This window comes from Ruegeria sp. HKCCE3926, assembly GCF_017872515.1.
In the GTDB taxonomy this organism is placed as follows: domain Bacteria; phylum Pseudomonadota; class Alphaproteobacteria; order Rhodobacterales; family Rhodobacteraceae; genus Ruegeria.
This window is the reverse complement of record NZ_JAEDOU010000002.1, coordinates 191,917-218,461: the sequence shown is the minus strand read 5'-3', so window position 1 is coordinate 218,461 and position 26,545 is coordinate 191,917. Positions and strand designations below refer to the sequence as shown.

At 55.5% G+C, this 26,545-nt stretch carries 21 protein-coding genes, 1 tRNA gene and 1 pseudogene; 14 read left to right on the top strand and 9 right to left on the bottom strand.

Features of this window, described 5'->3' with window-relative positions; genetic code table 11:
* Positions 1-220 precede the first annotated feature (220 nt).
* Complete coding sequence (locus I9184_RS09200; protein ID WP_209834094.1) at positions 221-1,240, top strand: AraC family transcriptional regulator; 1,020 nt, start codon at positions 221-223, stop codon at positions 1,238-1,240.
* A 193-nt stretch (positions 1,241-1,433) separates the two neighbouring features.
* Positions 1,434-2,612 carry an acyl-CoA dehydrogenase family protein gene (locus I9184_RS09195; protein ID WP_209833952.1) on the top strand — a complete coding sequence of 393 codons (1,179 nt, stop codon included), beginning with the start codon at positions 1,434-1,436 and terminating at the stop codon, positions 2,610-2,612.
* Positions 2,613-3,142: 530 nt separating this feature from the next.
* Here the strand turns inward: I9184_RS09195 and I9184_RS09190 are convergent.
* The 6 genes from I9184_RS09190 to I9184_RS09165 are packed head-to-tail and all read right to left on the bottom strand — an operon-like array spanning position 3,143 to position 8,369.
* Complete coding sequence (locus tag I9184_RS09190; protein ID WP_245218057.1) at positions 3,143-4,048, bottom strand: HAD-IA family hydrolase; 906 nt, start codon at positions 4,046-4,048, stop codon at positions 3,143-3,145.
* The gene (phnE, locus tag I9184_RS09185; RefSeq protein ID WP_171120783.1) at positions 4,045-4,860 is read right to left on the bottom strand and encodes a phosphonate ABC transporter, permease protein PhnE; all 816 of its coding nucleotides are present in this window, start codon (positions 4,858-4,860) and stop codon (positions 4,045-4,047) included. Before phnE (I9184_RS09185) ends, I9184_RS09190 begins: the two co-directional genes overlap by 4 nt.
* Positions 4,860-5,675: a phosphonate ABC transporter, permease protein PhnE gene (phnE, locus tag I9184_RS09180; RefSeq protein WP_209833948.1), complete on the bottom strand. Its 816-nt coding sequence runs from the start codon at positions 5,673-5,675 to the stop codon at positions 4,860-4,862. The genes phnE (I9184_RS09185) and phnE (I9184_RS09180) overlap by 1 nt, the downstream gene beginning before the upstream one ends.
* The gene (gene phnC, locus I9184_RS09175; protein ID WP_170651922.1) at positions 5,672-6,466 is read right to left on the bottom strand and encodes a phosphonate ABC transporter ATP-binding protein; all 795 of its coding nucleotides are present in this window, start codon (positions 6,464-6,466) and stop codon (positions 5,672-5,674) included. The genes phnE (I9184_RS09180) and phnC overlap by 4 nt, the downstream gene beginning before the upstream one ends.
* Before the next feature lie 60 nt (positions 6,467-6,526).
* Positions 6,527-7,501 (bottom strand): phosphate/phosphite/phosphonate ABC transporter substrate-binding protein, encoded by a 975-nt coding sequence (phnD, locus tag I9184_RS09170; RefSeq protein WP_171636055.1) that lies wholly within the window; start codon positions 7,499-7,501, stop codon positions 6,527-6,529.
* A gap of 58 nt (positions 7,502-7,559) precedes the next feature.
* Positions 7,560-8,369 (bottom strand): DeoR/GlpR family DNA-binding transcription regulator, encoded by an 810-nt coding sequence (locus tag I9184_RS09165; RefSeq protein WP_209833946.1) that lies wholly within the window; start codon positions 8,367-8,369, stop codon positions 7,560-7,562.
* Positions 8,370-8,613: 244 nt separating this feature from the next.
* On the opposite strand from I9184_RS09165, the gene I9184_RS09160 reads away from it, so the two are divergent.
* The 5 genes from I9184_RS09160 to I9184_RS09140 are packed head-to-tail and all read left to right on the top strand — an operon-like array spanning position 8,614 to position 14,013.
* The gene (locus I9184_RS09160) at positions 8,614-9,078 is read left to right on the top strand and encodes an NUDIX hydrolase (protein ID WP_171120775.1); all 465 of its coding nucleotides are present in this window, start codon (positions 8,614-8,616) and stop codon (positions 9,076-9,078) included.
* Positions 9,079-9,136: 58 nt separating this feature from the next.
* Positions 9,137-10,162 (top strand): ABC transporter substrate-binding protein, encoded by a 1,026-nt coding sequence (locus I9184_RS09155; protein ID WP_209833944.1) that lies wholly within the window; start codon positions 9,137-9,139, stop codon positions 10,160-10,162.
* Positions 10,163-12,379 (top strand): iron ABC transporter permease, encoded by a 2,217-nt coding sequence (locus tag I9184_RS09150; protein ID WP_209833942.1) that lies wholly within the window; start codon positions 10,163-10,165, stop codon positions 12,377-12,379.
* Entirely contained in the window at positions 12,376-13,446 is a 1,071-nt protein-coding gene (locus I9184_RS09145) for an ABC transporter ATP-binding protein (protein ID WP_209833940.1), read from the top strand. Before I9184_RS09150 ends, I9184_RS09145 begins: the two co-directional genes overlap by 4 nt.
* Complete coding sequence (locus I9184_RS09140; RefSeq protein WP_209833938.1) at positions 13,447-14,013, top strand: histidine phosphatase family protein; 567 nt, start codon at positions 13,447-13,449, stop codon at positions 14,011-14,013.
* Positions 14,014-14,016: 3 nt separating this feature from the next.
* Here the strand turns inward: I9184_RS09140 and I9184_RS09135 are convergent, their stop codons facing one another.
* The 3 genes and pseudogenes from I9184_RS09135 to I9184_RS09120 form a co-directional block, all read right to left on the bottom strand.
* Positions 14,017-14,808, bottom strand: coding sequence for an inositol monophosphatase family protein (locus tag I9184_RS09135; RefSeq protein ID WP_209833936.1), 792 nt, complete (start codon positions 14,806-14,808; stop codon positions 14,017-14,019).
* Between the two features lie 400 nt (positions 14,809-15,208).
* Positions 15,209-16,219 (bottom strand): annotated as a pseudogene (locus I9184_RS20885) (IS30 family transposase).
* A 129-nt stretch (positions 16,220-16,348) separates the two neighbouring features.
* A tRNA-Leu gene (locus I9184_RS09120) sits at positions 16,349-16,433 on the bottom strand.
* 661 nt (positions 16,434-17,094) lie between these two features.
* On the opposite strand from I9184_RS09120, the gene I9184_RS09115 reads away from it, so the two are divergent.
* The 7 genes from I9184_RS09115 (at position 17,095) to I9184_RS09085 (ending at position 26,207) form a co-directional block, all read left to right on the top strand.
* The gene (locus tag I9184_RS09115; RefSeq protein WP_245218056.1) at positions 17,095-17,688 is read left to right on the top strand and encodes a hypothetical protein; all 594 of its coding nucleotides are present in this window, start codon (positions 17,095-17,097) and stop codon (positions 17,686-17,688) included.
* A 2-nt stretch (positions 17,689-17,690) separates the two neighbouring features.
* Positions 17,691-19,703: a dynamin family protein gene (locus tag I9184_RS09110; protein ID WP_209833930.1), complete on the top strand. Its 2,013-nt coding sequence runs from the start codon at positions 17,691-17,693 to the stop codon at positions 19,701-19,703.
* 8 nt (positions 19,704-19,711) lie between these two features.
* On the top strand, positions 19,712-21,463 hold the full coding sequence (locus tag I9184_RS09105) for a dynamin family protein (protein ID WP_209833928.1): 1,752 nt from the start codon (positions 19,712-19,714) through the stop codon (positions 21,461-21,463).
* A 52-nt stretch (positions 21,464-21,515) separates the two neighbouring features.
* A complete protein-coding gene (locus I9184_RS09100) occupies positions 21,516-21,917 on the top strand; it encodes a hypothetical protein (RefSeq protein ID WP_171636075.1) in 402 nt (133 codons plus the stop codon).
* A 23-nt stretch (positions 21,918-21,940) separates the two neighbouring features.
* The gene (locus I9184_RS09095; protein ID WP_209833926.1) at positions 21,941-22,813 is read left to right on the top strand and encodes a hypothetical protein; all 873 of its coding nucleotides are present in this window, start codon (positions 21,941-21,943) and stop codon (positions 22,811-22,813) included.
* A gap of 68 nt (positions 22,814-22,881) precedes the next feature.
* On the top strand, positions 22,882-24,924 hold the full coding sequence (locus I9184_RS09090; protein ID WP_209833924.1) for a dynamin family protein: 2,043 nt from the start codon (positions 22,882-22,884) through the stop codon (positions 24,922-24,924).
* On the top strand, positions 24,921-26,207 hold the full coding sequence (locus I9184_RS09085; protein WP_209833922.1) for a dynamin family protein: 1,287 nt from the start codon (positions 24,921-24,923) through the stop codon (positions 26,205-26,207). The genes I9184_RS09090 and I9184_RS09085 overlap by 4 nt, the downstream gene beginning before the upstream one ends.
* Positions 26,208-26,545: the final 338 nt, after the last annotated feature.

Below are 26,545 nucleotides of genomic sequence, written 5' to 3'. Positions count from 1 at the left end.
AAAAGAGCGCCCAATACATCCGCAAGATTGCTTGCCGATGCAAACAAAAGCTCTGCCCGCCACCGCACAGCAGTATTCGATGACCGGTGCCGCGAACAGGGGCGACAGCCCACTGAAATAAGCTCAACCGGAGCGTTGATTGGTGAAGACATTGCCAATCCGCAACCTACATTCGCCGTGTTTCATCTCGACCGGAATTGGTGATACCTCCTTGCACGTCATGACCAATGTCGCGCCAACGATCCTTTCCACGGTTTCCAGCCAGTTTATCGATGACTGGCTGACGGCATTGCGTACGCTATGTCCCGAGGTTCAGATGGCATCGCTTCTCGCCCGGTCGGGTTTGGTCGCGGATACGCGTCACCCTCATGGTCGCGTTACGCTGGATCAAATCGTGTGTCTCTATCAACTTGCCGCAGTTGAGACCGGTGATGAGATGATGGGGCTTTGGAGCCGCCCAATCCGGCCGAGAGCCCTGCAACATCTTTTGACGACAGTCCGGGAAGCCACGTCTCTTTCATCGGCACTTTATCGCTTTTCGACCTTCTGGAACTTGTTGCTGGATGACTACCAGTTTGATCTGGATGACGCCGATAACATGTTGGTGCTTACGCTGAAGCCACGGGGCGCGGCTCAAGTTCAGCGGTTCGGGCACATGCTGATACTTAAACTTGCCCACGGGCTCATGTCTTGGCTGGCGGGGCACGAAGTTCCGGTCAAGGCTGTCGATTTCGTGTTTGAGCGCCCGGACTTTGATCAGGATTACGCGGTCATCTTTCCGGCACCGCTACGGTTCGGCCAAGGTGCCACCGCGATTTCGTTCGATCCGAATGCGTTGGGTCCAGTGCAGGCGCTCAGCACAAATGACCTTGACAGATTTTTGCAAAACGCGCCCCGAGACTGGATCTTTACCAGTTCGCGAGAGCACACCCAATCGCTGCGGGTGCGCACCTATCTGGTCCAATCGGGATGGGACGCGGCAACCCTGACCCAGACGGCATCCGCGATGCACATGACCCCCCGCACCCTGATCCGCAGGCTGCATGCGGATGGTACATCGTTTCAGGCCATCAAGGATGCCCTGCGGCGTGATATCGCTATCCGTGATCTTCAGGCGGGGCGCAAAAGCGTTGAAGCCATCGCACATGATGTCGGATTTTCGTCGGCGGCCAATTTCCACCGGGCCTTTCAGCGCTGGACCGGAAGCACGCCAAGCTCATACCGCAGGGTGCAAATGTAGGGCGCCCGATTTGTCACTTTTGGACAATGATCTGTCATTGCACGAGATGGTCCCCAGCGGGCAGGATCGCTAGATCTTGCTGTAGAAAAACTTCTTTTCGGAAGTTTTGCCCTCAAAAACTCATCATTCCGCTCATCCATGGCTTCCCGGTTGTGGCGCCATCTGAGAATGACCGTCGTGAAAGGATCCGCCAATGTCAGACAAACTCGACACCATACTCCAAGCCGCACGCGACCACGCCGTGCAGGTGATCCTGCCCAATGTGGATGCCTGGAACGCCGCGAAGAAGTGGCCGCGCGATGCTTCGGACAAGGCCGGAGCCGCTGGCCTGGCAGGCCTCTACGCCCCCGAAGAGTTTGGCGGTCAGGGCTTGCCGCTGGCGCAAGGCATTCAGGTCTATGAACAACTGGGACGGGGCGATGGTGCCTATGCCTTTGCCCTGTCGATGCATAACATCTGCACCTTCGCGGGCTGCGGTTATGGCACAGATGCCTTCAAGGAAAAGTGGGCGCGGGACCTGACATCTGGTCGCAAGCTGGCGAACTTTGCACTGACCGAACCACAATCCGGATCGGACGCAACAAACATGTATTCACGCGCCGTGGTCAATGACGACGGCACATGGACGATCAGCGGCGCGAAGGCATGGGTCAGCCTCGCGACCGAGGCGGACATCTATTTCACTGTGGTCAAGACCAGCGACACACCCGGCCACAAGGACATGGCGATGATCGCCATTCCCGCCGACGCACCGGGCCTCAGCTTTGGGCCGCTTTACGATACCCCGTCCTACAACTTCCTGCCCCTGGCCGAAATGTACATGGACAAGGTCGTGGTCGATGAAACCAACATCATCCTACCCATTGGTCAGGGTCTTCAAGGCGCGCTCATGGCCATCGACATTGCCCGTGTTTCGATTGCCTCAGGATGCTGTGGATTGATGCAATCTGCGTTGGATACGGCGTTGTCCTATTCCAAGAACCGCAAGATGTTTGGCGGCAGGAACCTTGATCTGGACGGGATCCAGTGGATGCTGGGCGAGGTAGCAACCGACCTTGAAGCCTCAAAGCTTCTCTACCGAAAGGCGGCAGACTCCCTTGGCACGCCCGAAGGCCCCTTGATGGCCGCTCATGCCAAACGGTTTGTGCCAGATGCCGCCGTGAAGGCTGCGAACACCTGCACGCAGGTCCTGGGTGGTGCAGGGCTGTTGCAACCCTACGGCCTGGATCGCTTGTCCCGCCTCGCGCAAATGCTGCGGATCGTGGACGGGACGACAGAAATCAGCCGTGTGGTCATCGGGCGGGCCTTGCAAAAACGCGCGGCAACTCTGCGTGATCTGCCGGTACCGAAAGGTTTTGGCGAGACCGACTGAATGTCCCGCACCGGTTCGATGGGCGCAAATCTGAGATTCTGCGCAGACATCAGCAAGATCAAAAGGTACCGCATTATTGCGGCCGGTTGCCTGAATGGTTGACCGTGGTGCTAACTCGCCATGAACAAGGTCGCGCAAAGCGTATGAAGCTTTGCTTTCTGACGACACTGACATGTGGGACGGTGAAAGGTGGGGGCGGGGGAGTCGGGCGCATCAATAATCCCGACCTCTCCATCCAGCCCGAAACATGCCAATCGCGATTACGGAACATTGCAATCTGACGAACCGGAAGCCTTTCAAGGCAGACATGCTCCGTTAAGCCGACGACGGCCATGCGCTTAAAGCCGGCTTTGCACAGGTCGGAATGCGGCCCAAGCCGGACATGAGCTCAGAGCTCAGTTGTTGAGGATGGTTTTCCAAAGCCGCCGTTCACACGCGGCGCTTCATGCACTTCGGCGGCATGTTCGCAACGCAGATTCACCGGATGTTCGAGTTAACAGGAAAACGTATCTAAGCGGAACGCCCTGACATCAAGGCCGGTTTAAAACAAAGTTCGGTGCTATCCCTGCCTTCATGATCGCTGCTTCAACATCATGCCCTGCGAAGAAACCGTATCCCGAGATGAGTGCGGAAGCTATGCCTGCTTCTCGTGCGCCCAGTATGTCGGTGTGAAGGCTGTCGCCAACCATCAGAACCCGGGACTTGTCGATGTGTCCGAGACGTTGGAAAGCAATATCATAGATATTGGCGAAAGGCTTTCCAAAGAACTGAGGGGCGACGCCTGTCCGGTCTGCCAGCCGGTGCGCGTAAAGACCGGGTTCCTTGGAAAAACCGTACTCGCGCGGAGCGACAATGTCAGGGTTGCCGACCAATACCGGGCGGGGACGCTCTTGCAAAGTGGCCTCCAACATGGCTTGTCGCGCTTCATTCCAAACCGCTGACCCGATCAACAAGAACCCGTCGACGGTTTCGTAGGGCTTCGGGTCATCCTCCAGGTAGGACAGTTTCAGCCCCTCCAGATCGCGAAGGCCGGCACTGGGGGCCGCCATCAATCCCCAATGCAAATCACTTTGGCCGTTCAGTTCAGACAACAACGTGGCCCGGCTGGTGATCACGTCTTGTGGTGCAAAATCGTAACCAAGCCTGTTGTACTTCTCCATAAGAGTTGCGTGGGGAAACCCGGCGGCATTCGACACGACCAGAACACGTTTGCCGGCGGCTGTCAGCGACCTGACCCGATCTGGCGTATCCGGGATCGCCGTATCACCAATATTGAGAACCCCGAAAGCATCGAGGAGGAACACGTCAAACTCATGAGCTATGTCCTCCAGCGTGTCCGCCTGGCGATAGCTCAATTCGGTAGATCTGGTTTGCGGCAGGCGATGTCGCACAGCCTCGTAGGCGTCAAAAGCTTCTTGCATAGAGAAACCGGTCAAATGATGGCCCCTCGTACTTTCGCCGAAACCCATTCGCTGATCATAACCGCGACGAGAATGACAATCAGGATCAGGCTGACTTGTGGCCAAGCCAGAACGTTGAGCGAAGCCGACAATTGCAACCCGATACCTCCGGCTCCAACCAGCCCGAGCACCGTGGATTCGCGGATGTTGATATCCCATCGAAAAACGGCAATGCCTGCAAACGCGGGCAGGATTTGCGGTACGATCCCATAGGCCATGACCTGCCAGCGTGAAGCACCGGTTGCCGTGATTGCTTCGACCTGCGTGTGATCAATCTCCTCAATCGCTTCGTAAAGAAGCTTTGCGCAAAACCCGATTGAACGAATGGCGATTGCTATGACACCGGCGAAAACTCCGGGACCAATAATTGCGATCAGAAGAAGCGCCCAGATCAACGAGTTGATAGAGCGAGTCGAGACAATGACCAACAGGGCAATCGGCCGGATGAACAAGGCCGATGGCGTTGTGTTACGGGCCGCCAAAAAGGCGACGGGCACTGCCATGCACAGGGCAATGATTGTTCCCAATGTGGCGATATTTAGCGTGTCCCAAATCGGGCGGCCCAGTTGGGTGATGTACTCCCATTTAGGGGGCGTTGCCCGTGTCCAGATATCATTGGCGATGCGGGGCGCGTCCCAGACGAAAAACCAAGTGGTCGATTCCGAGATCAGCTGCCAGCAGTAAACAAAGATCGCCACGCCCAACAGCCAGCCGAACCAACGAACCAAGCTCTGACCGGTTGTCCGGCGACGCCAGATTTGCGCATCGTCGCGTTCAAGTATCGGCATTATTGAACCCTCGCTCGAATAATTCCCGAAAGGTATTCGAGAGCCATCACGATGCCGATAATCAGAATGAGAATGGCCGCCGCGGTGTCGTATTCATAGCGGTCGAATGCGGTGTTCAAAGTCGCACCAATTCCACCAGCCCCCACAAGCCCGAGGATCGCGCTTTCCCGGAAGTTGATGTCGATCCGATACATGGAAAGGCCCACAAGTCGCGGCATTACTTGCGGCTGAACTCCATAGTTGATCCATTGTGGCCAACGCGCTCCAGAGGCCTTGATCGCCTCGGCCTGAACCTTGTCCATGGCTTCGATATCTTCGGCCAGAAGTTTCGAAAGAAACCCTATGGTGGCGAAGGAAAGCGTCAGAAATCCGGCCAACGGGCCAAAGCCGAAGATCGCCACAAGCAATATGGCAACGATGATCTCTTGCAATGCCCGGCTTATCGCAACAATACCTCGGCAAATCATATAGATTGGCAATGGCGCGATGTTACGGGCAGCCCCCAGCCCGATCGGGATCGATATCAGGATACCCACGACCGACGCGGCCACGGTCATCACGATACTTTCCAGAAGGCCGCTCCAAATATCTGACCACCGTGAAATAAAGTCTGGGCTGGTGAATGCAAGCACAAACGCCCAACCGCGATCCAGCCCTTCATAGACACGACCCCAATCGACTTCGATGGTCATAAAGGCTGCGATCAGGTAGGCGAGAAATCCAAAGAGCAATGCCCAGCGGAGCACTGGGTTCTTGACAAAGGCAGGCTTACGCCAGCCTTTTCCCAGCATGTCGTCCAATTCTCGATGGCTCATTCTGCGGCCTCGACATCTTCATCTTCGTCCACTTTTTCGATGGTTGCCTCCCAGTCCTCTTCCCCATAGATCTCGGTCAGCTTCTCAGGGGTAAGGCCGGTGGGAAGCCCATCATACACAATTTCGCCAAATCGGAGTCCCACAACACGGGGAACAAACATCTGAGCGAGCGCCACATCATGGATATTGATGATGGCCGCCAATCCGCGTTCCTGACATAACTCGGTGATCAGCCGCATGATTTGACGGCTGGTCTTTGGGTCCAGCGACGCGGTTGGCTCATCAACCAGCAACAGTTTCGGGTTTTGAATCAATGCTCGACAAATGCCCACCCTTTGGCGTTGACCACCAGATAGCTCATCTGCCCGCTTGTCAGCCATGTGTAACAACCCGACCCGATCGAGCAAGCGGAAGGCTTCGTCCACATCCGACTGCGGATACCGCCGCAGGAAACTGCGCCAGAATCCCACGTATCCCAGCCTGCCGGACAATACGTTTTCCATCACCGTGAGGCGTTCGACCAACGCATATTCCTGAAAGATCATACCCATTTCGCGGCGCGCTTTCCGAAGCGCGCCCGATCCGAGCTTGGTCAGGTCAACCTCATCCAGAAGGACACCGCCGCTTGAAGGTTCAACCAAGCGGTTGATGCAACGGATCATGGTCGATTTGCCAGCGCCCGAGGGCCCGATCAACGCCAGAACCTGTCCTTTTGGAACCTCAAGATCGATGGCCTTCAGCGCCTGATCTCCGGTCTTGTATGTTTTCGTCAGCTTTTGAAGACGCAGCATGAAATGCCCCAGATTAGGGTGAACAGCGGGCCCTTTCAGGCCCGCCGGATGAGCCAAAAGTTACTGGCAGGCGTAAGAGACGCCATTTGCCGCGTCAATTTTACGAATGACGTCCCAGAATTCCTGATAGGTCATCTCGAGGAATTGGCCTTCGTTCGATTTTGAGAACTCCGCCTCCAGTGTCGTGCCTTCCCATTCGAAACTAAAAAACGCATTGCGGATTTTTTCCTGCAACTCGGGCGTCAGGTTGTAAACGGTGCCAAACCCTGTGGTCGGGAAGGTCTGCGACTTGTAGATCGTAACGACATCATCTTCCTTGATCACATCGCGCGAGATCATCCGGGATTTTACCGAATTCGCGATGGATGCCGCCAGGTAATCCTTGTTGGCGACACCCAGGATCGAGTTGTCGTGCTTGCCCGAGTAGACAGGTTCGAAATCGCGTTCGGGCAGAAGATCAAAATCGCTTTTCAGGATCGCCGAGGGCGCTTTGAATCCCGAGTTGGATGTAGGCGATGTGAAAGCCAGTTGTTTCCCCTTGATGTCTTCGACCTTTTCGATGCCCGAACCTGGATAGGTGATGATCTCCATCTCGTAACCAAAATTTCCGTCCTTCGAAGCCATGATCGTGAAGGGGCGGAACCCGGCGCAGTTTACCGCCAGTGGGTTGGAACCGGTGTTGAAGCCTGCAATGTGCAAACGCCCCGAACGCATCGCCTCGATCTGGGCCGCGTTGTTTTGAACAGGGAAAAAGACGACGTCCTTGCCAGTTTCCGCTTTCAAATGGTCAAGAAAATCTGACCACGCGGTTTTGTATACGGCGGGATCTTCAACCGGCGTATAGGCAAAAATCAAAGTGTCAGGATCTATCTGCTCGGAGGGATCTGTGGGGATATCCGCGATCAAATCCCCGTCGGCATCACAAAAACGCTCGTCCAAGTCACCGCGTGGACAATCCTGCGCCGACGCCGTTCCACTTATCGACATGAGCGCGATTGCAGATGCCCCAAGCAATAGTTTGATATCGATCTTCATGTTTTCCTCCCAGTCAAGTGCGGTGCTTTTTATCCGCCGTTAATCAGTCATTTCATATCTACCCGGCGACGAGAACGTCGACCCGGGCGCTTTCAATGGCGTTATGCAATTCTCCTGTTGGTTTTTTGTCGGTGATTATTGAATGCAGGTCGTCAAGGCCCCCCACTTGAGACAGGCCTTTCCGGCCGAATTTCCCGGAATCAACAAGAAGGTGACGTTTATCGGCGCGCGACAGCATTGCCTTCTTTATTGCCGCAAAGCCGCGCACTGTTTCTGAAGGTCCATCGGTCGAAAACCCCGAGGAACCAATCATGCACCTGTCGACGTTGAAACGGGACAGAAACTCCAGCGTCTCGGTTCCGATCGTTGCAGACTCAGTTGCCAAGTATTCCCCCGGGCATAACAGCACTTGTGCAGCCCCATGGCCAAGGGTCATGGCTACGGGAATGGAATTGGTGATTACGGTGCAAGATGTGCCAATATAAGCCAGTGCACGTGCCATTTCGATTGTGGTCGAGCCGGAATCGATCATGACCGTTTCACCGCTCTGGATCAGTTCTGCCGCTGTGGCACCTATGCGTTCGCGCTCCTCAACCTGTGCGTTTGTTCGTTCATCCAGACCCGGATAGTGCCCTTGCGCGGCGGCCGATGCCCCCCCGTGTGCCCGCGCTATCAAGCCATCATTCGACAGAGCATCGAAATCTCTGCGAACCGTCTCGGTGGAGACGTTGAAACGCTGCGCCAGTTCGTTGATGCGAACGTGCGGGCGCAGCTTCAGCTCCAGCAATATCTGCTGGCGCCGGTCGGATTTCTTTACCCGGCTGTGGTTCTTTTCAGACATTTTGCCGCGCGTTTTAGTTTTGGACATCCGACGACCCGACTAGGTTTCGAAACCCACTTTTGTGGGCTTTCGGTCATATTGCAATATTTTTTGTTGCATAACCCTCGGAAGGTTGTGAGAATTCTAGCGAACACAAGTATTTCGAAGCGCAAAGCAAAGATGCACAGGCTGATAAAATTCAGAATACGAGCCAAGGCAAAGCGTTGACCGGCCAACTTGCCAACAAAACAGCTTCCTTTTGGTTCTTGATCGTGTGGCATTGAGAGGCGGCATGAGCGACAGCGAAACGGCAGATCAGATTGCGGCGCTTCCGATGCGCTGGGACAAGACTGGCAAGTTGCGCGTTCTTATGGTCACTTCGCGGGACACCGGCCGGTGGGTTATCCCGAAGGGCTGGCTAATGGACGGCAAAAAACCATGGCAAGCTGCTGAAATCGAAGCGCAAGAAGAAGCTGGCGCCGTCGGCACCATATCGAAACGGCCAATCGGTCATTTTTTCTATGATAAACGATACGAGGGGCAAAGCAGCGTTCGCTGCCGCGTCACCCTTTATCCGATGGTCGTCGAAAAGCTGAAGCGACGCTGGAAGGAAAAAGGTGAACGTACGCGTCACTGGTTTTCACCGGCAAAGGCCGCAAAGTTGGTTCAAGAAAGCGACCTGTCAGATTTGCTGAACAATCTGACAGACAATCCAGAAGTCAAAATTGTCATAAAGAAACTTCGACAGGCTGCATGAGGAAGGGCATGAAAGAACCGGGAAACCCGGACGCATCAAGCTCAAAGGGAGGAAGAAAATGAGGAAATTGATATCCACCACGGTTGGATCGGTGATCGCCCTGGCTGCGTCACTGTCGGCGGCACAGGCCGACAAACTGACATTTTATTGTTCGGCGCAAGAAGACTGGTGCCAACTGATGGCGCGCAGCTTTGAAGATGCGACGGGCATCGACGTCAACATGACCCGGAAGTCGTCAGGGGAAACCTTTGCACAAATACGCGCCGAAAGCTCGAATCCGAAAGGGGACGTTTGGTGGGGCGGTACGGGTGATCCGCATTTGCAGGCCGCCGAAGAGGGCCTGACGATGGAATACATTTCGCCAATGCGCGATCAGCTTCATGATTGGGCGATATCCCAGGCAGAAAGTGCGGGTAACAGAACGATCGGCATCTATTCGGGCGCACTTGGCTACGGCTACAATGCCGATCTTATCGCTGCAAACAACCTGCCCGAACCGGCCTGTTGGAAAGACCTGCTGAAGCCCGAATACAAGGGCCACGTTCAGATGGCGAATCCGAACTCATCAGGTACGGCCTACACCACGCTGGCGTCGATGGTGCAGATCTTCGGCGAGGATGAAGGCTTTGAGTTCATGAAGGGCCTGCATTCGAACATCAATCAGTACACCAAATCCGGATCGGCGCCGATCAAGGCCGCCGGTCGTGGCGAGAACACAATTGGTATCGTCTTCATGCATGACGCCGTGAAACAGGCCGTTTCCGGGTTCCCGATCAAGGTCGTCGCGCCATGCGAAGGTACGGGATACGAGATTGGCTCGATGTCGATTATTGACGGAGCCCGCAACGAAGAAGAAGCGAAGAAGTTCTATGATTGGGCTCTTTCGCCCGAAGCTCAGAACCTTGCTTTGCAGGTCAACGCGTTCCAGGTGCCATCGAACAAGAACGCAAAAACTTCGGAGAGCGCGCCAGACATGAGTCAGATCAAGCTGATTGACTATGACTTCAAAAAGTATGGGTCCTCGGACGAACGGAAGCGTCTGTTGCAGAAATGGGACGAGGAAGTTTCCACTCTGCCGCAGTAAATGACTGACCGGACTTCAAAAACGACCCATCCGGTTCTGATCTTTTGGATCACGGCCGGGTGGGTCGGATTCTGCCTGTTGCCTTGGTATATGGTCGACGGTGGCCTTTGGTCGTTCGGGTGGCTTTTGGACGGCTATCCATTCGATGAGGATTACGCCCCCGCTGCGTTTCTGATTGGGCAGGGTGAAAAACTTTGGCTCGCGCCGCTTTTGATCGCACTGGCCCTGCCGCTTCTGGTGTTGAAGCGCACCAAATCTGATCCAGTTTACGCCCGCATACTGATCCTGTCAGGGGCGCTTGGCTTTGGCTGGCTGATCGCTCAGGGGTTCAGCATTGGCATCAGAGGTTTCAACTTTCATTGGTTGGAGGCGATGTTTGGCGAGCTTGGCGACCGTCAGTTCGGCATGGGCTATGGCGCGATGATATGCGCCTCGAGCTTTCTGTTCCTGCTTACTCAGGGGATTGCGGCAAGGGGTGCCATTAACGGTGACGTCTTTGTCGTAAGCGCCATCGGAGGCGTTATTACAATTGTCTCCGTGTTTGTCTTTTTTCCCATCGCGAAGATGCTTTTCGCTGCCTTCATCACCGAAGACGGCGCGTATTCCATCGCGGTCTTCTTCTCGAAGTTTTTCGATGATCGACTGTGGGGTCTGGGTTGTTTTCAGGGCGCGCGTTGTGGCGCCGCCTGGAATTCACTGTTCCTTGCCATCCTCGTTGGCGTCATCACCACGGTCCTGGGTCTTTGCTTTGCACTTGTCGTGACGCGCTCAGGCTTTCGCTACAAGCGCGCGCTGCGGGCTCTGACCGTTCTGCCAATAATCACCCCGCCATTCGTGATCGGCCTGGCGCTGATCCTGCTTTTTGGCCTGTCCGGCTCTGTCACCCGGTTCTTTGCCGAACTGTTCGGCACGCAACCGACACGCTGGCTGTATGGAATGCCGGGCATCCTGATTGCGCAGACACTCGCGTTTACACCAATTGCGTTTCTTGTTCTGATTGGTGTGGTTGAAGGCGTCTCTCCGTCGATGGAAGAAGCGGCGCAAACGCTCCGCGCCAGCAGATGGCAGACATTCAAGACGGTTTCCTTGCCCCTGATGCGGCCTGGTCTTGCGAACGCATTTCTTCTGGGCTTCATCGAAAGCATGGCCGATTTCGGAAACCCGCTTGTATTGGGCGGGAATTTCGACGTGCTTTCGACCGAGATATTCTTTGCCATCGTCGGCGCTCAGTACGATCAAGGCAGGGCTGCGGTTCTGGCCATGGTGCTGCTGTTCTTTACTCTTTCCGCCTTTTACGCGCAGCGTGTCTGGCTGGGGAAGAAAAGCTACACAACCGTCACCGGCAAAGGGGATGCCGGCGTCCATCCACTGATGCCCACTGGCCTTTCTGTTCCGGTACTGCTCGTCGCTCTGGGTTGGGCGCTGTTCACAATTGTTGTCTACGCGATGATCATTTACGGCAGTGTTGTCGAGCTGTGGGGCGTCGATAACTCGCTGACGATCAAACACTATATCACTGCATTCTCGGTCCGCTTCGAAGAAGAGGGTATTCGCTGGACCGGGGCAGCTTGGGACAGTTTCTGGACCACCATAACCATCGCGGCCATTGCTGCCCCGTTGACTGCCGCCGTTGGCCTGGTGACCGCCTATCTGCTGACAAGACAAAGTTTTGCAGGCAAGAACGCTTTCGAATTTGGAACAATGCTGTCCTTCGCCATCCCCGGGACAGTGATCGGCGTCAGCTACATCCTGGCCTTCAACGTTCCGCCGATTGAAATCACGGGTACGGGTGTCATTCTCGTGGTCAGCTTCATCTTCCGCAATATGCCGGTCGGCGTTCGTGCGGGGATCGCGAGCATGTCGCAGCTTGACCGCAGCCTTGATGAATCCTCGCTGACCCTTGGTGCGAACTCGTGGCAGACGTTCCGAAACATCATTCTGCCGCTGTTGCGCCCTGCGATACTTGCCGCGCTTGTATACAGCTTTGTGCGCGCCATGACGGCGATCTCGGCTGTCATCTTTCTGGTCAGTGCAGAATATGACATGGCGACCAGCTACATCATCGGTCGGGTCGAGAACAACGACTATGGCCTTGCGATCGCCTATTCGACGACGCTGATCTTCGTGATGCTCGCGGCGGTCGGCTTATTGCAACTTCTCGTCGGTCGGGTCCAAATTGGCCGACGCACGCAGCACGGAACGGAGACATCGCCATGACCGACACCAAAATCGGTTCCAAGGCTGCCCCAGTACGCTTTGAGAACGTGTCGAAAGTGTTCGGCAAGGATGTCGTCGCTGTCGACAACATCAACCTGAACGTTGAGGCGGGAAAGCTCGTCACACTGCTCGGCCCGTCAGGCTGTGGGAAAACAACGACTCTGCGCATGATTGCCGGGTTGGAAATGGCAAGCTCGGGCAAGATCCTGATCGGAGATCGGGACGTGACCAAATTGCCTGCCACCGACCGTGACGTATCCATGGTGTTCCAGTCATACGCGCTTTTCCCTCACATGAGCGTGCTGGAAAACGTGATGTATGGCCTCACCTTCTCGGGCTTTGCAAAGGATGAAGCCCGCAGCCGCGCTCTGAATGGATTGGAACTTGTTGGTCTTCAGGGGTTCGACAACCGTCTTCCCTCTGAACTGTCGGGGGGTCAACAACAGCGTGTTGCAGTCGCCCGCGCGCTGGTTCTTGAGCCGCAGGTTCTGCTGTTCGACGAGCCGTTGTCCAACCTCGATGCCAAGCTTCGCCGTCAGGTGCGAGAGGATATTCGGGCAATCCAGCAAGAACTTGGTTTGACAGTTGTCTACGTGACCCACGATCAGGAGGAAGCACTGGCGGTCTCGGATGAGATTGTCGTCATGCGCAACGCAGCAATCGCCCAAATGGGCACACCCCGCCAGCTTTACGATGCCCCGAACGACCGATTTGTTGCCGATTTCATAGGCGAGGCAAATCTTTTGGAGTGCCAAATCGTCGAAATCAACGGCGACGCGGCAACGATAGAAATAGAAGGTTACCGCCACACGCTACCACGTCGCGGATTGTCCGAAGGACCTGCAACCATCGCTGTGCGCCCCTCGCGTCTGGTCATCGGTTCAGACCAAGGCATCCCAGCCACGGTGGCCAAGGCGACCTATGTTGGCGTTCGGATGGAATATACGCTGACGGGTGAATTCGGTCAGGTTTTTGCTGTACACGATGACGTCGATACGCCGCTTGATCCCGGCACAAAAACCAAAATGGGCTTTGCTGACAAAGGCCCCGTTCTTTTGCCGGATTAAATGCCGAAACTCATTATCATCTCGCACCCCGAGGTCTCTGTCGATCCGGCCGTCCCGATAACTGAGTGGGGATTGAACGCTGTGGGCCGCAAACGCGCTACCGAATTTGCATCCAGTGAAGTCTTATCCAACGTGACGCAGATATGGACCAGTGGCGAGCGGAAGGCCCGCGAAACAGGTGAGATTCTTGCTGCACCACAAGCGTTACCCGTGAATTGCAACTGGGGTCTTGGTGAGAACGACCGCAGCGCAACCGGTTACTTGCCTCGGGACGATTTCGAGGCCGCCGCCGATGCTTTCTTTGCGCAGCCGGATACGAGCTATCGCGGTTGGGAAACAGCTGTCGAGGCGCAGAGACGCATTCATCGCGCAGTAACAGAGATAATCCAGACGCATGATGCCGGGGATCTTGCAATCACGACACACGGGGCAGTAGGCACATTGCTTTGGTGCGCACTTTCGGATTGTTTGATAGACCGCAAGTATGACCAGCCCTCACAAGGCCATTTCTGGCAGGCTGATCTAGCGACACTCAAACCTGATTCAGGTTGGGTCTCTTTGACTTAGACGTTAAGCGCTCCATGCGTTTTCTGCGATCTCACGCAACGTCTCGAACACATCTGGCGTGCCTGCGATCACGCGCCCACCGTCTCGGATCATCGCATCGGCGTTCTGATCCTCGACAACGCCGCCCGCTTCCGCGACCAGCAATTGCCCAGCCAGACAATCCCAAGCATTCATGTGTTCCTCGACGTAACCCAAAAGGCGTCCGGCAGCGACGTAGGCCAACGAAAGCGCTCCGCTGGCATTTCTGTGAAACATCGCCCCGTGCTCGATCAGATTCTCGATCACGGGTAAAACATGACGGCTTTCAATCCGGTTCGAGTATCCTACGGCCACGGTTCCGTCGCGCAAAGGCACTCCTGAAGCGACCCATATCGGTGATCCGTTAAGTGTTGCTGTTTCTCCGCGCGTTGCGACAAAAGTCTCATCCACGCTTGGATCATGGATCACGCCAATCTCCGTTTGGCCGTTGGTGACACCAGCCAGAACAATGGTCCACGCTGGAATACCGTTCACGAAATTCGTGGTTCCATCAATTGGGTCAATAACCCAGTCAAAGCCACTCTCTCCCGCTACCGCGCCATGTTCTTCACCGTAAATGCCATCTTTGGGCCAAGCCTCCGAGATCTTTTGACGAATGAAGGTTTCGACGCTCCTGTCCGCCTCGCTGACCCAGTCCTGAGCGCCTTTTTGATCAACGACAAGATTGACCCGATCTGCAAAGAACTTTTTGGCCATTACCCCAGCCTGCTCGCAGATTTCGGTGGCAAAGTCTCTGCGGTCTGAAAGTCGAGACATAGGAGCTCCTTTTTCGGTTGGAGAGTTGCCCAGCAACATTGCAGGCAAGCCAAGGCCAGGCAAGACAGATAGTCTTTTTGTTTATTTCAGGGGCATTGTTGACTCCGCAAACTTTCAGTTGCTGGTGTATTCCATCTCCCTCGCGCCCAGAGTGCCGGAGCAGGGGATTCTACCGATCAACTATGCTCAAGTAAGACACTCTGCGCCGGCTTCCAGGTTGCGAAGAGGTTTGCTGGCTTTCCGTTTGACGTGGACTTGAAGCGCTTGAACCGTCGAAACATTCAAAAAGCGCAAGAATCTTGAGGTGTTGAAATCAAGGTGAGACGAGACTCAGTCGCTCGATCTCACTCTTACGTACTCCGACATCCGAAGACTGTGAGCGATACCTGAACTGCGACTCCTATTGCCTTTGAGGGTAGGGGGCTCGGCCCATTTCTTCCATCATCTTTTCCCGGAACACCTCGGCGGGCGTCTTCCAGCCCAGGCATTTTCTGGGCGTCGCATTGAGGCGGTCACTGATCACCTTCAAGTCATGATCAGTGAGGGCCGTAATGTCCCGCTTCCTTGGCGGCCATCTTCGAACGCGGCGGTTGGTGTTTTCGTCCGTGCCTTTCTGCAAGGGTGAGGACGGCTTGCAAAACCAAGTCTGCGTTCCGATCTCGGCCTGCAAATGGGGCCACGAGACAAACTCGGCGCCGCGATCGAAGGTGATGGATTTCCGTGCCAGTTGGGGCAGGTTGCCCACCGCCTTCATGATCTTGCCCATCACGGGCCTCGTGCGCTTGTTCGGGTTCTTCAGCAGCACCGTAAACCGGCTGACGCGTTCGACCAGTGACGTGACATTTGACTAGCCAAGAGCCTGTTTGAACAGCATCAAATCTCCCTCCCAGTGACCGTACTGACGTCGATGCGCCACGTCATCCGGGCGAAACAGGATGCTGACATCACAGTCAAACTTGGGGGGCTGGCGCTTTCTGGCGCGGCGTGGCCGACGAAACATTCGATGCTCGTGCAGATACCACCAGAGCTCGTCGGCCATGCCTTCTCTGGAATTGATGTAGCGGTAGATCGTTTCCTGACAGACGCGTAGCTTTGCGCCTTCATAGATCATTCGGTTGCCGATCTGCTCAGGCGTCCAGCCATTCTTTAGCCGCTCGACGACACGCTTGCGCAACTCGGGATGGCGGATCAGTTTACGTTGCCGGACGCGCCGATCCGCAGCTTTCCGATGCGCAGACGCGCCGTAGTAGCTATCGCATTTCGGCAGACAAGGATCCGAGAAGAAGTTTCGCTTGATCTCTCGATGGATGGTGGCTTTCGAGCACTTCAACACACGTGCCATTTCTCGAACAGGAACTTCCGCCTGCCTCCAGCGCTCAATTCTACGGCGCTCTTCGATGCTGAGTTGCAAATACACTGTCCTCACGCCATGACCTCCTCATTAGATAACCCATTGGTTTCTAATAGGCGTCGCACTTGGAAGTAGCGCGCACCCGGGCGCAATTATAATTCGTATAATGATGATTATGGTAAATTCATATGGTGCGGGTGGAGGGACTTGAACCCCCACGCCTTGCGGCGCCAGAACCTAAATCTGGTGCGTCTACCAATTTCGCCACACCCGCAACCAAGCGCGTTTGCGCTGGAATGAAGCGGTCAATAACAAAGCTTGCATCGGAGTGCGAGAGGGAAAATTCGAGGAATAGAAAGTTTGTGACTTGCCGGGCTGCCTGGTTGAAAACTGCAACCTGTTTTCGGCCTGGTTGATACCGCAAGCAACGCAACGGTCGCGAAACCAGAGGCGTCTGAAACCCTACCTGCAACCGGTTTGCAAGCAGCTATATGACACTGCTTTTCGACTTTTGGTTCTCAGGTTGACGCCTGGCACAATCAAGCCATTAAAAACGCGCTAACGTTGAATAGACGCCAGAACTACAAGTCGGAACTTGTGCCGCCAGACTTGATGGAGAATCAAGGCACAACGGACCAGAGTTGATGCAGTCTGATCCGGAAAACTGTCGCAGACTGTGTTACTGGATCTGACACGGAACATGGTTACATCCTCCAGATCCGGTGTTTTCGGTAAAGCAACGAAACATAAATATCTGTTTTTATTCGAAAGTATAAAATCAAAAGGTTTTCGACCTCCAAATCTTTCGAATGCACCTGAAAAGACGTCACCTTCGCGTCATTTGGCTGCGCCGACTATGCATGCATACAAGCTTGCCGGACGTTTCTCGGTCTGATCTGCCTCATCGAGATACTCGCGTCGGTTGAGGCATTCTTATGAGAGATCGACCACATTGCCGCCACAATTCAACCGCTAAAAAATCTTATTCGCGCCAAAATAACACCGCCTTGAAGGTACTTGTTGTTTATCAGGAGTTAATGAGTCTTTTTGCCACTTTGGCGCCGGTACGAGTTTTTTTGCTCAACTCCAATACAAGGCTTTCTGCTGTGACCGATTTGAATCCCTCCGCTGCCGCCGAGCAAGAAGCCGTCTTCTTCGCTCGTGAGAGTTTCCTTGGTGAGCTCAAAACTCTGAATCGCGACCATCCGAATACAGGCTTTGGCATTTCGCTTCGAACGCATTCCGGTGAACATTACCTGCTTGCGAACGCACGCATGCCGTTGCCCGCCGCAAAATCCGAAGGTTTCCCGACCGGGCGCCGTGTTGCGTGCCTCAAGAACGGCGACCGCTTCAGCTCGATCGAAGTTCTGGCAGATTCCAAATCGTACGAGACCATTTCACCTCGGGCCGAAGCTGAAATTCTGGGCAATGCATTGGACCTGATCGCGCGGATCGACACTCTGACAAGCATTCCGGCGGGGCGTGTCGCTCACGAACCCGAAATTGCTGCAACGGGAACCGGAGGTTAAGTATGGCGCGCAACGATCACCTTTTGTCTGTGGGCAACGAAGCACTGGCACCGATGACGGCGACCATGGCTTCACTGACGGCTCAGATTGATCAACTGACTGAGGTGGCTGATGCGCGCTCCTCGGCACGGCTGGCGACCCTCAAGACCCGGATGGAGAACTTTACCGCTAGTGTCACGATGGTGGGCCAGGTCAAGGCCGGAAAATCCTCGATCGTCAATATTCTTGCCGGGCACCCCGGCCTGCTTCCGTCAGACGTCAACCCTTGGACGTCGGTGGTTACGACGTTGAACATCAACACGCGCCCGCCCGGTGACACAAAGGCCAAGTTCACGTTCTTCGAGCAGGAAGAATGGGACAACCTGATGGTCGGTGGCGGTCGTCTTGGCGAATTGGCCAATCGCGCCGGCGCAGATGACGAGATGGAAGACATCCGCCGCCAGATTGGTGAGATGAAGGCCAAGTCAGAGGAACGTCTTGGCAAACATTTCGACCTGATCCTGGGTCAAAGCCATCAGTATGATCATTTCGATGAGGAACTGATTCAGCGTTATGTCTGCCTGGGCGATGAAGACGATCCCGATATTGATCCCAAAACAGGCCGGTTTGCTGATGTCACCAAATCAGCCGAGCTGTATATGGACATTCCGCAATACCCCATCGCGCTGAAACTGTGCGACACACCGGGTGTGAACGATACGTTCATGGTGCGCGAACAAATCACTCTGCGCAGCCTGCGCGGATCCGAAGTCTGCGTTGTGGTATTGGCGGCAAGCCAGGCCCTGACGACAATGGACATGGCCCTGATGCGCATTATCGCGCAGTTCGAGAACCGGCAGATCATCCTGTTCGTCAACCGGATCGACGAGCTGTCCGATCCTGTGAGCCAGGTGCCAGAGATCCGTGACCGCATTCAGGACACGCTGAAACAGAACAATATCGACACAAATACCAGCGTCGTTTTTGGCAGTGCGCTGTGGGCCGAAGCGGCGTTGACCGGGAACCCGGATATTCTGACAGAAGAGTCGCGCCAGGCTTTGAATACGTTCTACCTGGCCGCCGGTTTCGGTGATCAGGCGGCCTCGCTCGATAAAATCTGGGCGCTGTCCGGTCTGCCCGATCTGCTACTGGCCATGAATGAGCGCATTGCAGAAGGTGCCGGAGCGCGACTGATGGACCGCGTCCGCCATCGGGCGCGAAACATTGCCAGTCAGATCCGCGCGACTGCGGTTGCCAGGAATCTTTCCGAAGGTGAAGGCGTTGCACGGGATCTTGACGGCGTATCGCCCGAAGAGGCGGTTAACACGGTGTCAGCCGAATACGAAAAGAAAGCCGCCGAGTTGACAAATGCGCTGCGCGACAAGGTGTTGGAGCGTCTGAAGTCAGCCGAGGACAATTTCGTCAAACGCGCGACGGACTCTCTGATCGCGCATCTTGAAAAAAATGGCGAACAAGGCACATGGCAATACGATCCAGCAGGTTTGCGGACGTTGCAAAAAGCTGCCTATTTCAGTTTCGCCCGCGCCATGCGAAAAGATGCCGGGGCGTTGTACGCAACCGCTGCTGCGGATGTTGAAGCGCTTTATCATAAGATACTCGGCAACCATCTGGGCGAATTCAGCATCGAAGCGCCCATTGTTCCCCGTGTTCCACCGCCTCTCGGCATCGGCCGGACGATCGCACTGGACTTGCAAAGCACCTGGTGGCGACGTTGGTGGCAACGCCGAAAGGGGTTTGAGGCATATGCGGCGGATTACACGCGGTTGATCGCGTCCGAGGCAAATTCGATCACCAAGGATATCGAGGAAAACCAGATCGCGGCGGTTCTGGAAAACGTTCGCGCGATCCTAACGGATTTCCTGCGCGAGCAGAAGGAAACTCTGCTGAGCATCTCGTCTTCTGCCGACAAGAACCCGGGTCAGACTGCGGCGGCGATGGCGGGTTTGCAGCCACAGAAATCCAAGGACGAGATTCTGGGTGACATACTGAAAGATCTAAGCAACGAAGCGGCATAAGTAGAAAAATGGCAAAAGATACACAAACACGCTTTGTTTCTCCGAAGGCATGGGAACGCATCGAGCAGTGGTCCCGTCGCAAACCGGTTTTCGCCCTGATGGGCGAGTTCAGCGCCGGCAAATCCACGTTGATGAACTTTTTGCTGCGAACGCAGACCTTGCCGACGCAGGTGACGGCAACCCAGTTGCCACCGGTCTGGTTTAGCTGGGGCAATCAGGCGCCCTATATAAAACGCCATGACGGAAGTACTGAACTGATCGAACTGGATCAGCTTGAAACCGTTGGCGTCAATGACGCACAGTTCATCCGCATCTTCCTTGAGGCCGATATTCTGGAAGCTGTCGACCTGATTGACACACCCGGCATTTCGGACCCCAAGATCTCGACGGATGTGTGGCAACGCGCGGTGGGTCAGGCAAACGGCGTTTTGTGGTGTACCCACGCGACACAAGCCTGGCGCGAAACCGAACGCGCGACATGGGTTTCCCTACCCGAGAGGTTGCAACACAACTCTTTGCTTTTGGTGACGCGGGCAGATGCCCTGAGCCTCAAAGACCGTCAAAAAGTACTGCGCCGCGTTAACCGCGAAGCTGGTCACCTGTTCAATCGGTCCATTTTGTTTTCGGCCCGCGACGCGATCACGGCCCGGGACAAGACAGGCGATGCCGAGATGTGGTCGCGCAGCGGCGGCGGCAAGATGATCGACAGTTTCCTGGAGATCACGGAACAGATTATGGACAACCGTGCCGATCAGCTGGCTCGATACCAGATCGACAAGAGCCAAGCCGACGCACCCAAAGTCAAACCTTTGCGCCCTGCCCGTTCATCAAACGAGCCGACAGCCAAAGACGAAGCCACACCCTTGAGGTTGGTGAACCCGTTGGAGGCCGCCGGGCAATCGAACGCTGTAGGCGAAACAGTTGTAACCAGCTTCCCGGTACGACCTGCCCGGGTCGAGCGGCGCTCGGATGAGGCCGAGCGGGTTCGGATCGATGCCGAAGAGGCTGAACGGCTGCGCGCAGAGATGACATCCGAGCCGGTTCCGCTGCCCGTTGAACCCGACACAAGCGATGATCTGCGTTCCTTTTTCAAAGACACCTCGAACGACCCGCTGGAATTGACGAATGTCGCGGGCCTTGAGGATGACGAAGACGAATTCGAGCTGTCCGTTGACGCCGATCTGGAGGACGCATTGGATGACGACACGGGCGCTCTGGATGTTGCGGAAATCAGCCCCGCACCTCTTGCGGCTGTTGACAATTCCGATGACGTGCTTGCCTCGCTGAACACTTCGATGCAAGAGACCCCGATCGTGCCGGATGGCGCAGAAGAGGAATCCGAGCAGGCCGATTTGGCTGAAGATCGCGGCATAGAAGTTTCTGTATCCTCGATTACGGCATTGATGGCCGCGCAAACCGGCAACACTGCGGATGACTATGAGCCGGAACCCGAAACCAGCGGTTTGATCAAAGCTGCCACCACCGAACAGGTTGACGCAGTCGAAAGAAGTGTTGCCACGCTGGGTGACCTGCCCGAAGTTGCGGTCGGATCGCCTCTCAGCGCGTCGGATATGTGGCACGAGGTTTCAAGAAATGAAGACTTGCCGCAGGATGCAGCAGGGCTGAAGAACGTATTCAAGGCCTTTCTGGCCGAGTTCGATCAGATCGCCATTGAACACAACGAAAGGCAAACCAAAGAGGCACTTCGATCCATTCCGAAAGCCAAAGAAAACAGCGGTGCTGAATGGCATGTGTTGTAAGGGTGTCCGAATCGAAGTAATGAGAAACTCATAAATGAAAACAATGGATTAGATGTCTATTCAAACCGCACTGAACTCCGCCATGGAAACGATACCCGACTGTATAGCAGCCGGGTATATCGACATGGAGACGGGGATGCTTTTGGGCAGCTCTGTTTCTGATTCCGATTGCGCGGATTCGTTGGATGTTTTGGCGGTGGCTGTGGCCAATCTGTTTCAGGGGCGCGGGGTTGCAGCCTTTGAAGCGCTCTTGCGTCAGGCCGGCAGTGCGGACGAAGAAAACGCTGGCTTCGGGGAAGTCGCCGTTTTTTCCAAGGACAGGCTGAACATCTTTCTGCGGACCAAGGAATATCCTGATCATGTGGTCTGCTATATCTGTCGCAACAGTGCGAATGTCGGACTGGCGCTTACCAAATCACATCTCAGTCTGGGGCCGGTCGCGGCTGCGGTTTGAACGGGACCAGAGGGGGTCACGGCATGATGGACACGGACATTCTCGACCTGCTTGAAGATATCAGGCGGACCTCGGTCGCACGGCTGTCTCCGACCGTGCGGATCGCTGGGGAAACAGCGGCCGCGCGCCGTTCTGCGGTATTGCGGGCAATCCGCGGCACAGTATTGCCGCGCCGGTTGGAATTTACCGCCGCAAACGGGGATTGTCTGGCAATCGAGGTGAACAGCTCCCGGATCACGGATGTTTTTAAGGTTCCGGCAGGTGAGGTTCCTGACTTTGAAACGGAATCACGCGCCGAACTGATCGAGAAACTGGCCGGATTGGTCTCCGGCATCTCCGGTTCGCCTGCTCCGCTTGAACTGACGTCGGGCAGACCGGACACAGCGCTTGAAGTGGATGACGTGGGTATCACCTTCAGTGAAATCGAGAAAGCCTGCGCTGCCATTGAGCTTCCGTCCGAGCCGATTGTTTCCGTCGTCCCGAGTGCTGAGAAACCTGTTGATGACTTTCCATCCGCCGAGGCAACACCCGATGCAGCGGAAACACTTGCCCAACGTTTTTTTGAAGTGTCGAGCCGCTTCGCCTCGGGTCGTGTGTTCGTGGACAATTCGGACGAAGCCGCACCTCTTTTGGAAGGCGTTTGCAAGCCATCTGAGCCGATGCATCCCGACCAGGACACGCTGGCCCGTTTTGTGGCTGATCTTGCCGGCTGGGATGGCGACTCTCAGCATGAGAGTGAAGACCCGCAACTGATTGTCATGCGGCCATCGGGCGGGAAAGGGGCTGGTCTGGCCGTCTTGAGTGACCAAGGTCAGATCGCGGTCGCCATCCACGAAGCCCGCAAACTGGGGGCGGTCGTCAACCTGTGGACCTCTTTGCAGGAGGTCGAGAAATGATTGCCTCCGTTGAATTCAAATTTTCGACTACTTCAATCTGTTTATTATTGTAATCAGGGTAATGAGTAATGAGTGAAGCACATCGCCGCGAACTTATTCGCATAGCAGAAGAAATGAACGGGGCAAGCAATGATGAAACGCGCCAATTCATTTCGCGCATCATTGGTGATCTTAGCAATCTGAAACCGTCAATTGCGTTTGTCGGGCAAATCAAGGCTGGAAAATCGCGTCTGATCAACGGCTTCACCGGTCAGGCAGAGTATTTGCCTTCGGATGTAAACCCCTGGACAACTGTTATAACCGACATGCATTTCGGGCACCCTTCCCGCAGAACCCAAGGTGCCGAATTCCACTTCTTCGACAATTACCAATGGCAATCTCTGATCGCCGAAGGTGAAGAACTGCGCAACATGTTTCCCGATGACGAGGACAGCTATAAGCGCGAAATGATCGAAGAACAGGTCGAGGCCATGAAGGTCCGGGCGCGTCGGCGTCTGGGTGACAGCTATGAACAGCTGCTGGGCCAACAGCACGATCTGGACGAACTGACGTCAGATGACCTCGCCAGATATGTCTGTGCCGGGGATGATCCGTCCGAGGACGGGGCTTTGGACCCCGGAAGCGATCGCGGCCTTTACAGCGACATCACTCGCAAGGCCGAGGTTTATTTTGACTTGGGCCATTTTCCGTTTCCACTGACGGTCACCGACACGCCCGGTGTAAATGACCCCCTGCTGATCCGTGAAGAAATTTCACGACAGTATCTGAAGGAATCCGATTTCTTTGTGGTGGTTCTGTCCGCGCATCAGGCATTGTCGCGCGCGGATCTGAAACTGTTCCGGTTGATGCAAGCGCTGGAACTTGGGCAGATCGTCGTCTTCATCAACCGTGTGGATGAACTGGGCGGCGGGGCCGAAGACGCGGCCAAGGTTCGTCTGGATGTTTTGGAGGGGTTGGAAAAGGCGCTCGGCAACTCGAACATCGATGTCCTGATGGGCAGCGCGCAATGGGCGCACTATGCTCTGACCGGTGATGAAACCGGAGTGAACCACGACCACGTTCTGGCATGGCTGCGCGCCCACCCGGAACAGATGCAGCAATATCTCAACGGTGTGGCCGAGATCAAACAAGGCCCGGGACCGATCAGCCGCGAAGCGGTTCTGCGCTTTGCCGCAATGATTGCGTCCGGCCTGCCCGATCTGCGCCGTCATGTCACTCAGGCTTTGACGGACGGACCGATCAACGAACAGTTGCGTATGGCCTGGCAACATCTCGACAGCTTCGCACGCGGGGAGCTTGAGCGCTCTCAGGTTCGTTTGCGGGCGCTGCAAGATGAAGACGGCTTGGATGTCCGAAATACCGATGAAAGCGACAAGACACTTGGCGACCTGCGGAAACTGATTGCTGAAAAAACGCAAGAGATCACGCGTGACATGGATGATGTCCTGTCGAATCTGCGCGGGGTCATGGATGACACTGTCTCGGAATCGGTGGCTATCGTTGTGCGCGGGCCGGACGGCCAGTCGCCTCTGCTGGCAAAAGGCGGAGAGACCGAGCTTAATTTTACGCCATTGCGCGAGCGTATGCGTGAACTGGTACAGGGGGCATCGCAAGTTGTTCGGCAGCGCATGCTCAGCGAGCTTTACGCGATCGACATGCATTGCAATGCCGCTTTGCGGGCACTGCCGGGATGGCAAGAGCCGGTCGACAATCGCATGAACACCAGTGCTGTACGTTGGTTCCGGCCGGACACCACCGCCCTGACCCGTGGCATTACCGTTGAATTGCGTGTAAACTGGCTGTCGCGTCTGATCTCGCGCAATAGCGTTGTGGCGCGTGCAGAACGGCTGATCGTGCAGGAGTTCGAGCTGATCGGGGATGACCTGATCGACACGACCCGCGACGATCTGTTGGAACGGCTGAATACGGTTCTGGACCACTATATGGCCCTTCTGGCCGGTCATCTTGAGCACCGTTCCAACTCAGGAGAACTGAACGCCCAGGCGGAAGCGCAAGGTGCCTTCGACAAAGCACGTCGCATTGCAGCTGAGCTGGAGACGGTTTTTGGAACACCCGATGCGGATGAAAGACAAGCAGAGGCTGCGGAATGATTGAATTTCCCGGAACTGAAAAGGAAGTACGCCAACTGGAGCGCTTCCTGACCGCAACTGAAAACCTGACGCCTGACGAGGCGTTGGAGGATATGCGTGCGCGGGCTCTGTCCCACGCTGAACGTCTGTCAAACGCGGTCAATATCGGTTTCGCCGGGGAATTCGGCGCAGGCAAGTCAAGTCTGGCGAACATGCTGGCTGGCGCGGACATTCTGCCAACCGGCCCGCAGCATCTGAAATTGCCGCTTGTGATCGTCGCCTACGCGGATGCGCCCGAAACGACTGTCGGTTGGTGGAACAGGGAACCAAAGACATACTCCGGCATAGTGCTGGAAAAAGCGGCCCAGGAAGAGCCCGATTTCATATCGGTCGGTATCAATACTCCGGCTCTCAAGGAAATATCGCTGTTTGATCTTCCGGGCTCGGGTGCTCTGGATGATACCTACAAGCCGACTTTGGATCTGCTGAAATTCGTCGATTGTGCCATCTGGTGCACAAATGGAACCAATGCCTGGCGCGAGACCGAGCGTCACTTGTGGTCTCAGGTGCCCCCGGAGCTTCGGGCCAACAGCCTGCTGGCCGTAACACATGCTGATCTGCCACCGGTGCAGGGTGCCCTGGACCGCGTCCTTGCGCGTCTGAACAAGGAAAAAGAAGGAATGTTCCGCGCCGTTGTCCCAATTGGCACACCGGTCGCCGTGCGTGCCATGGCGCAGGAGCCAGAGCCCGACTTTGCGCTTTGGGAAACCTGCGGCGGGCAGAACCTTGCGGAACACGTGCTGGAAGCGGCATCCGACCGGCGCCGTGGCGATCTCGAGGCTGCGCGGAAAGATTTGCAGCAGGACTTCCTGCCCTATCTTGAGGCGCTGAAGGGCGCAGAGCCAGAACCTGTTTCGAATGACACCACATCGATGCAGTCAACGCTTGGGTCTGCCCTGCCCCCGTTGAACAACCCCATTCTCGAGGACTGGCTGGCCGCAATAGCAAGCATCTATGAAGATCTACGTGAAACCTCTGATATCGAACCGGCCGCGTTTCTGAGCAGCTGTCAGGAGATCGTCGAAGATTTTGCGGAACGGCTGGAACAAGGTGGCGAAATCGACCCCGAAGCTGATTGGATTCCCGCTGAATTTGAAAAGGCGACAGATTTGCTTCTGTTGCTGCAATTCGAAAGCGGGGACGCACCATTGAAGGACGCAATCAGCATTCTGGCGCAGCTGGGCGACAACCTTGCATGGGCTGGCAGCACGGTCGCAGCGGCGCAGCCGAAAACCGGAACCTGACGCTTTCCCGTCAAGATTGAGCTGCATTGCAGCGATTCGAAGGGCCGAGGAATCGGCCCTTTATTGTTTCGAATTCGTGGACCAACACGCTTGATTTCGGGTTTAAGTTTTCAATCAGCCCATACTCATTGTCTATATATAGATCCGCATATACCATTAAGCACAACATATGCCATCACGCGAAAAACGATCCATAGTGAAGCCATCAGGCGGCCCCAATAAAGTCAAATTTGAAACGTCTAACCGTTCTCAAGTGTCCTGCGGTTGTTTTTGGTTGTGAGTTCGTGGGCTGTCGGCCCGGTTTTTCTAAGCCGCAAAATGAATAGAACGGGCGGATT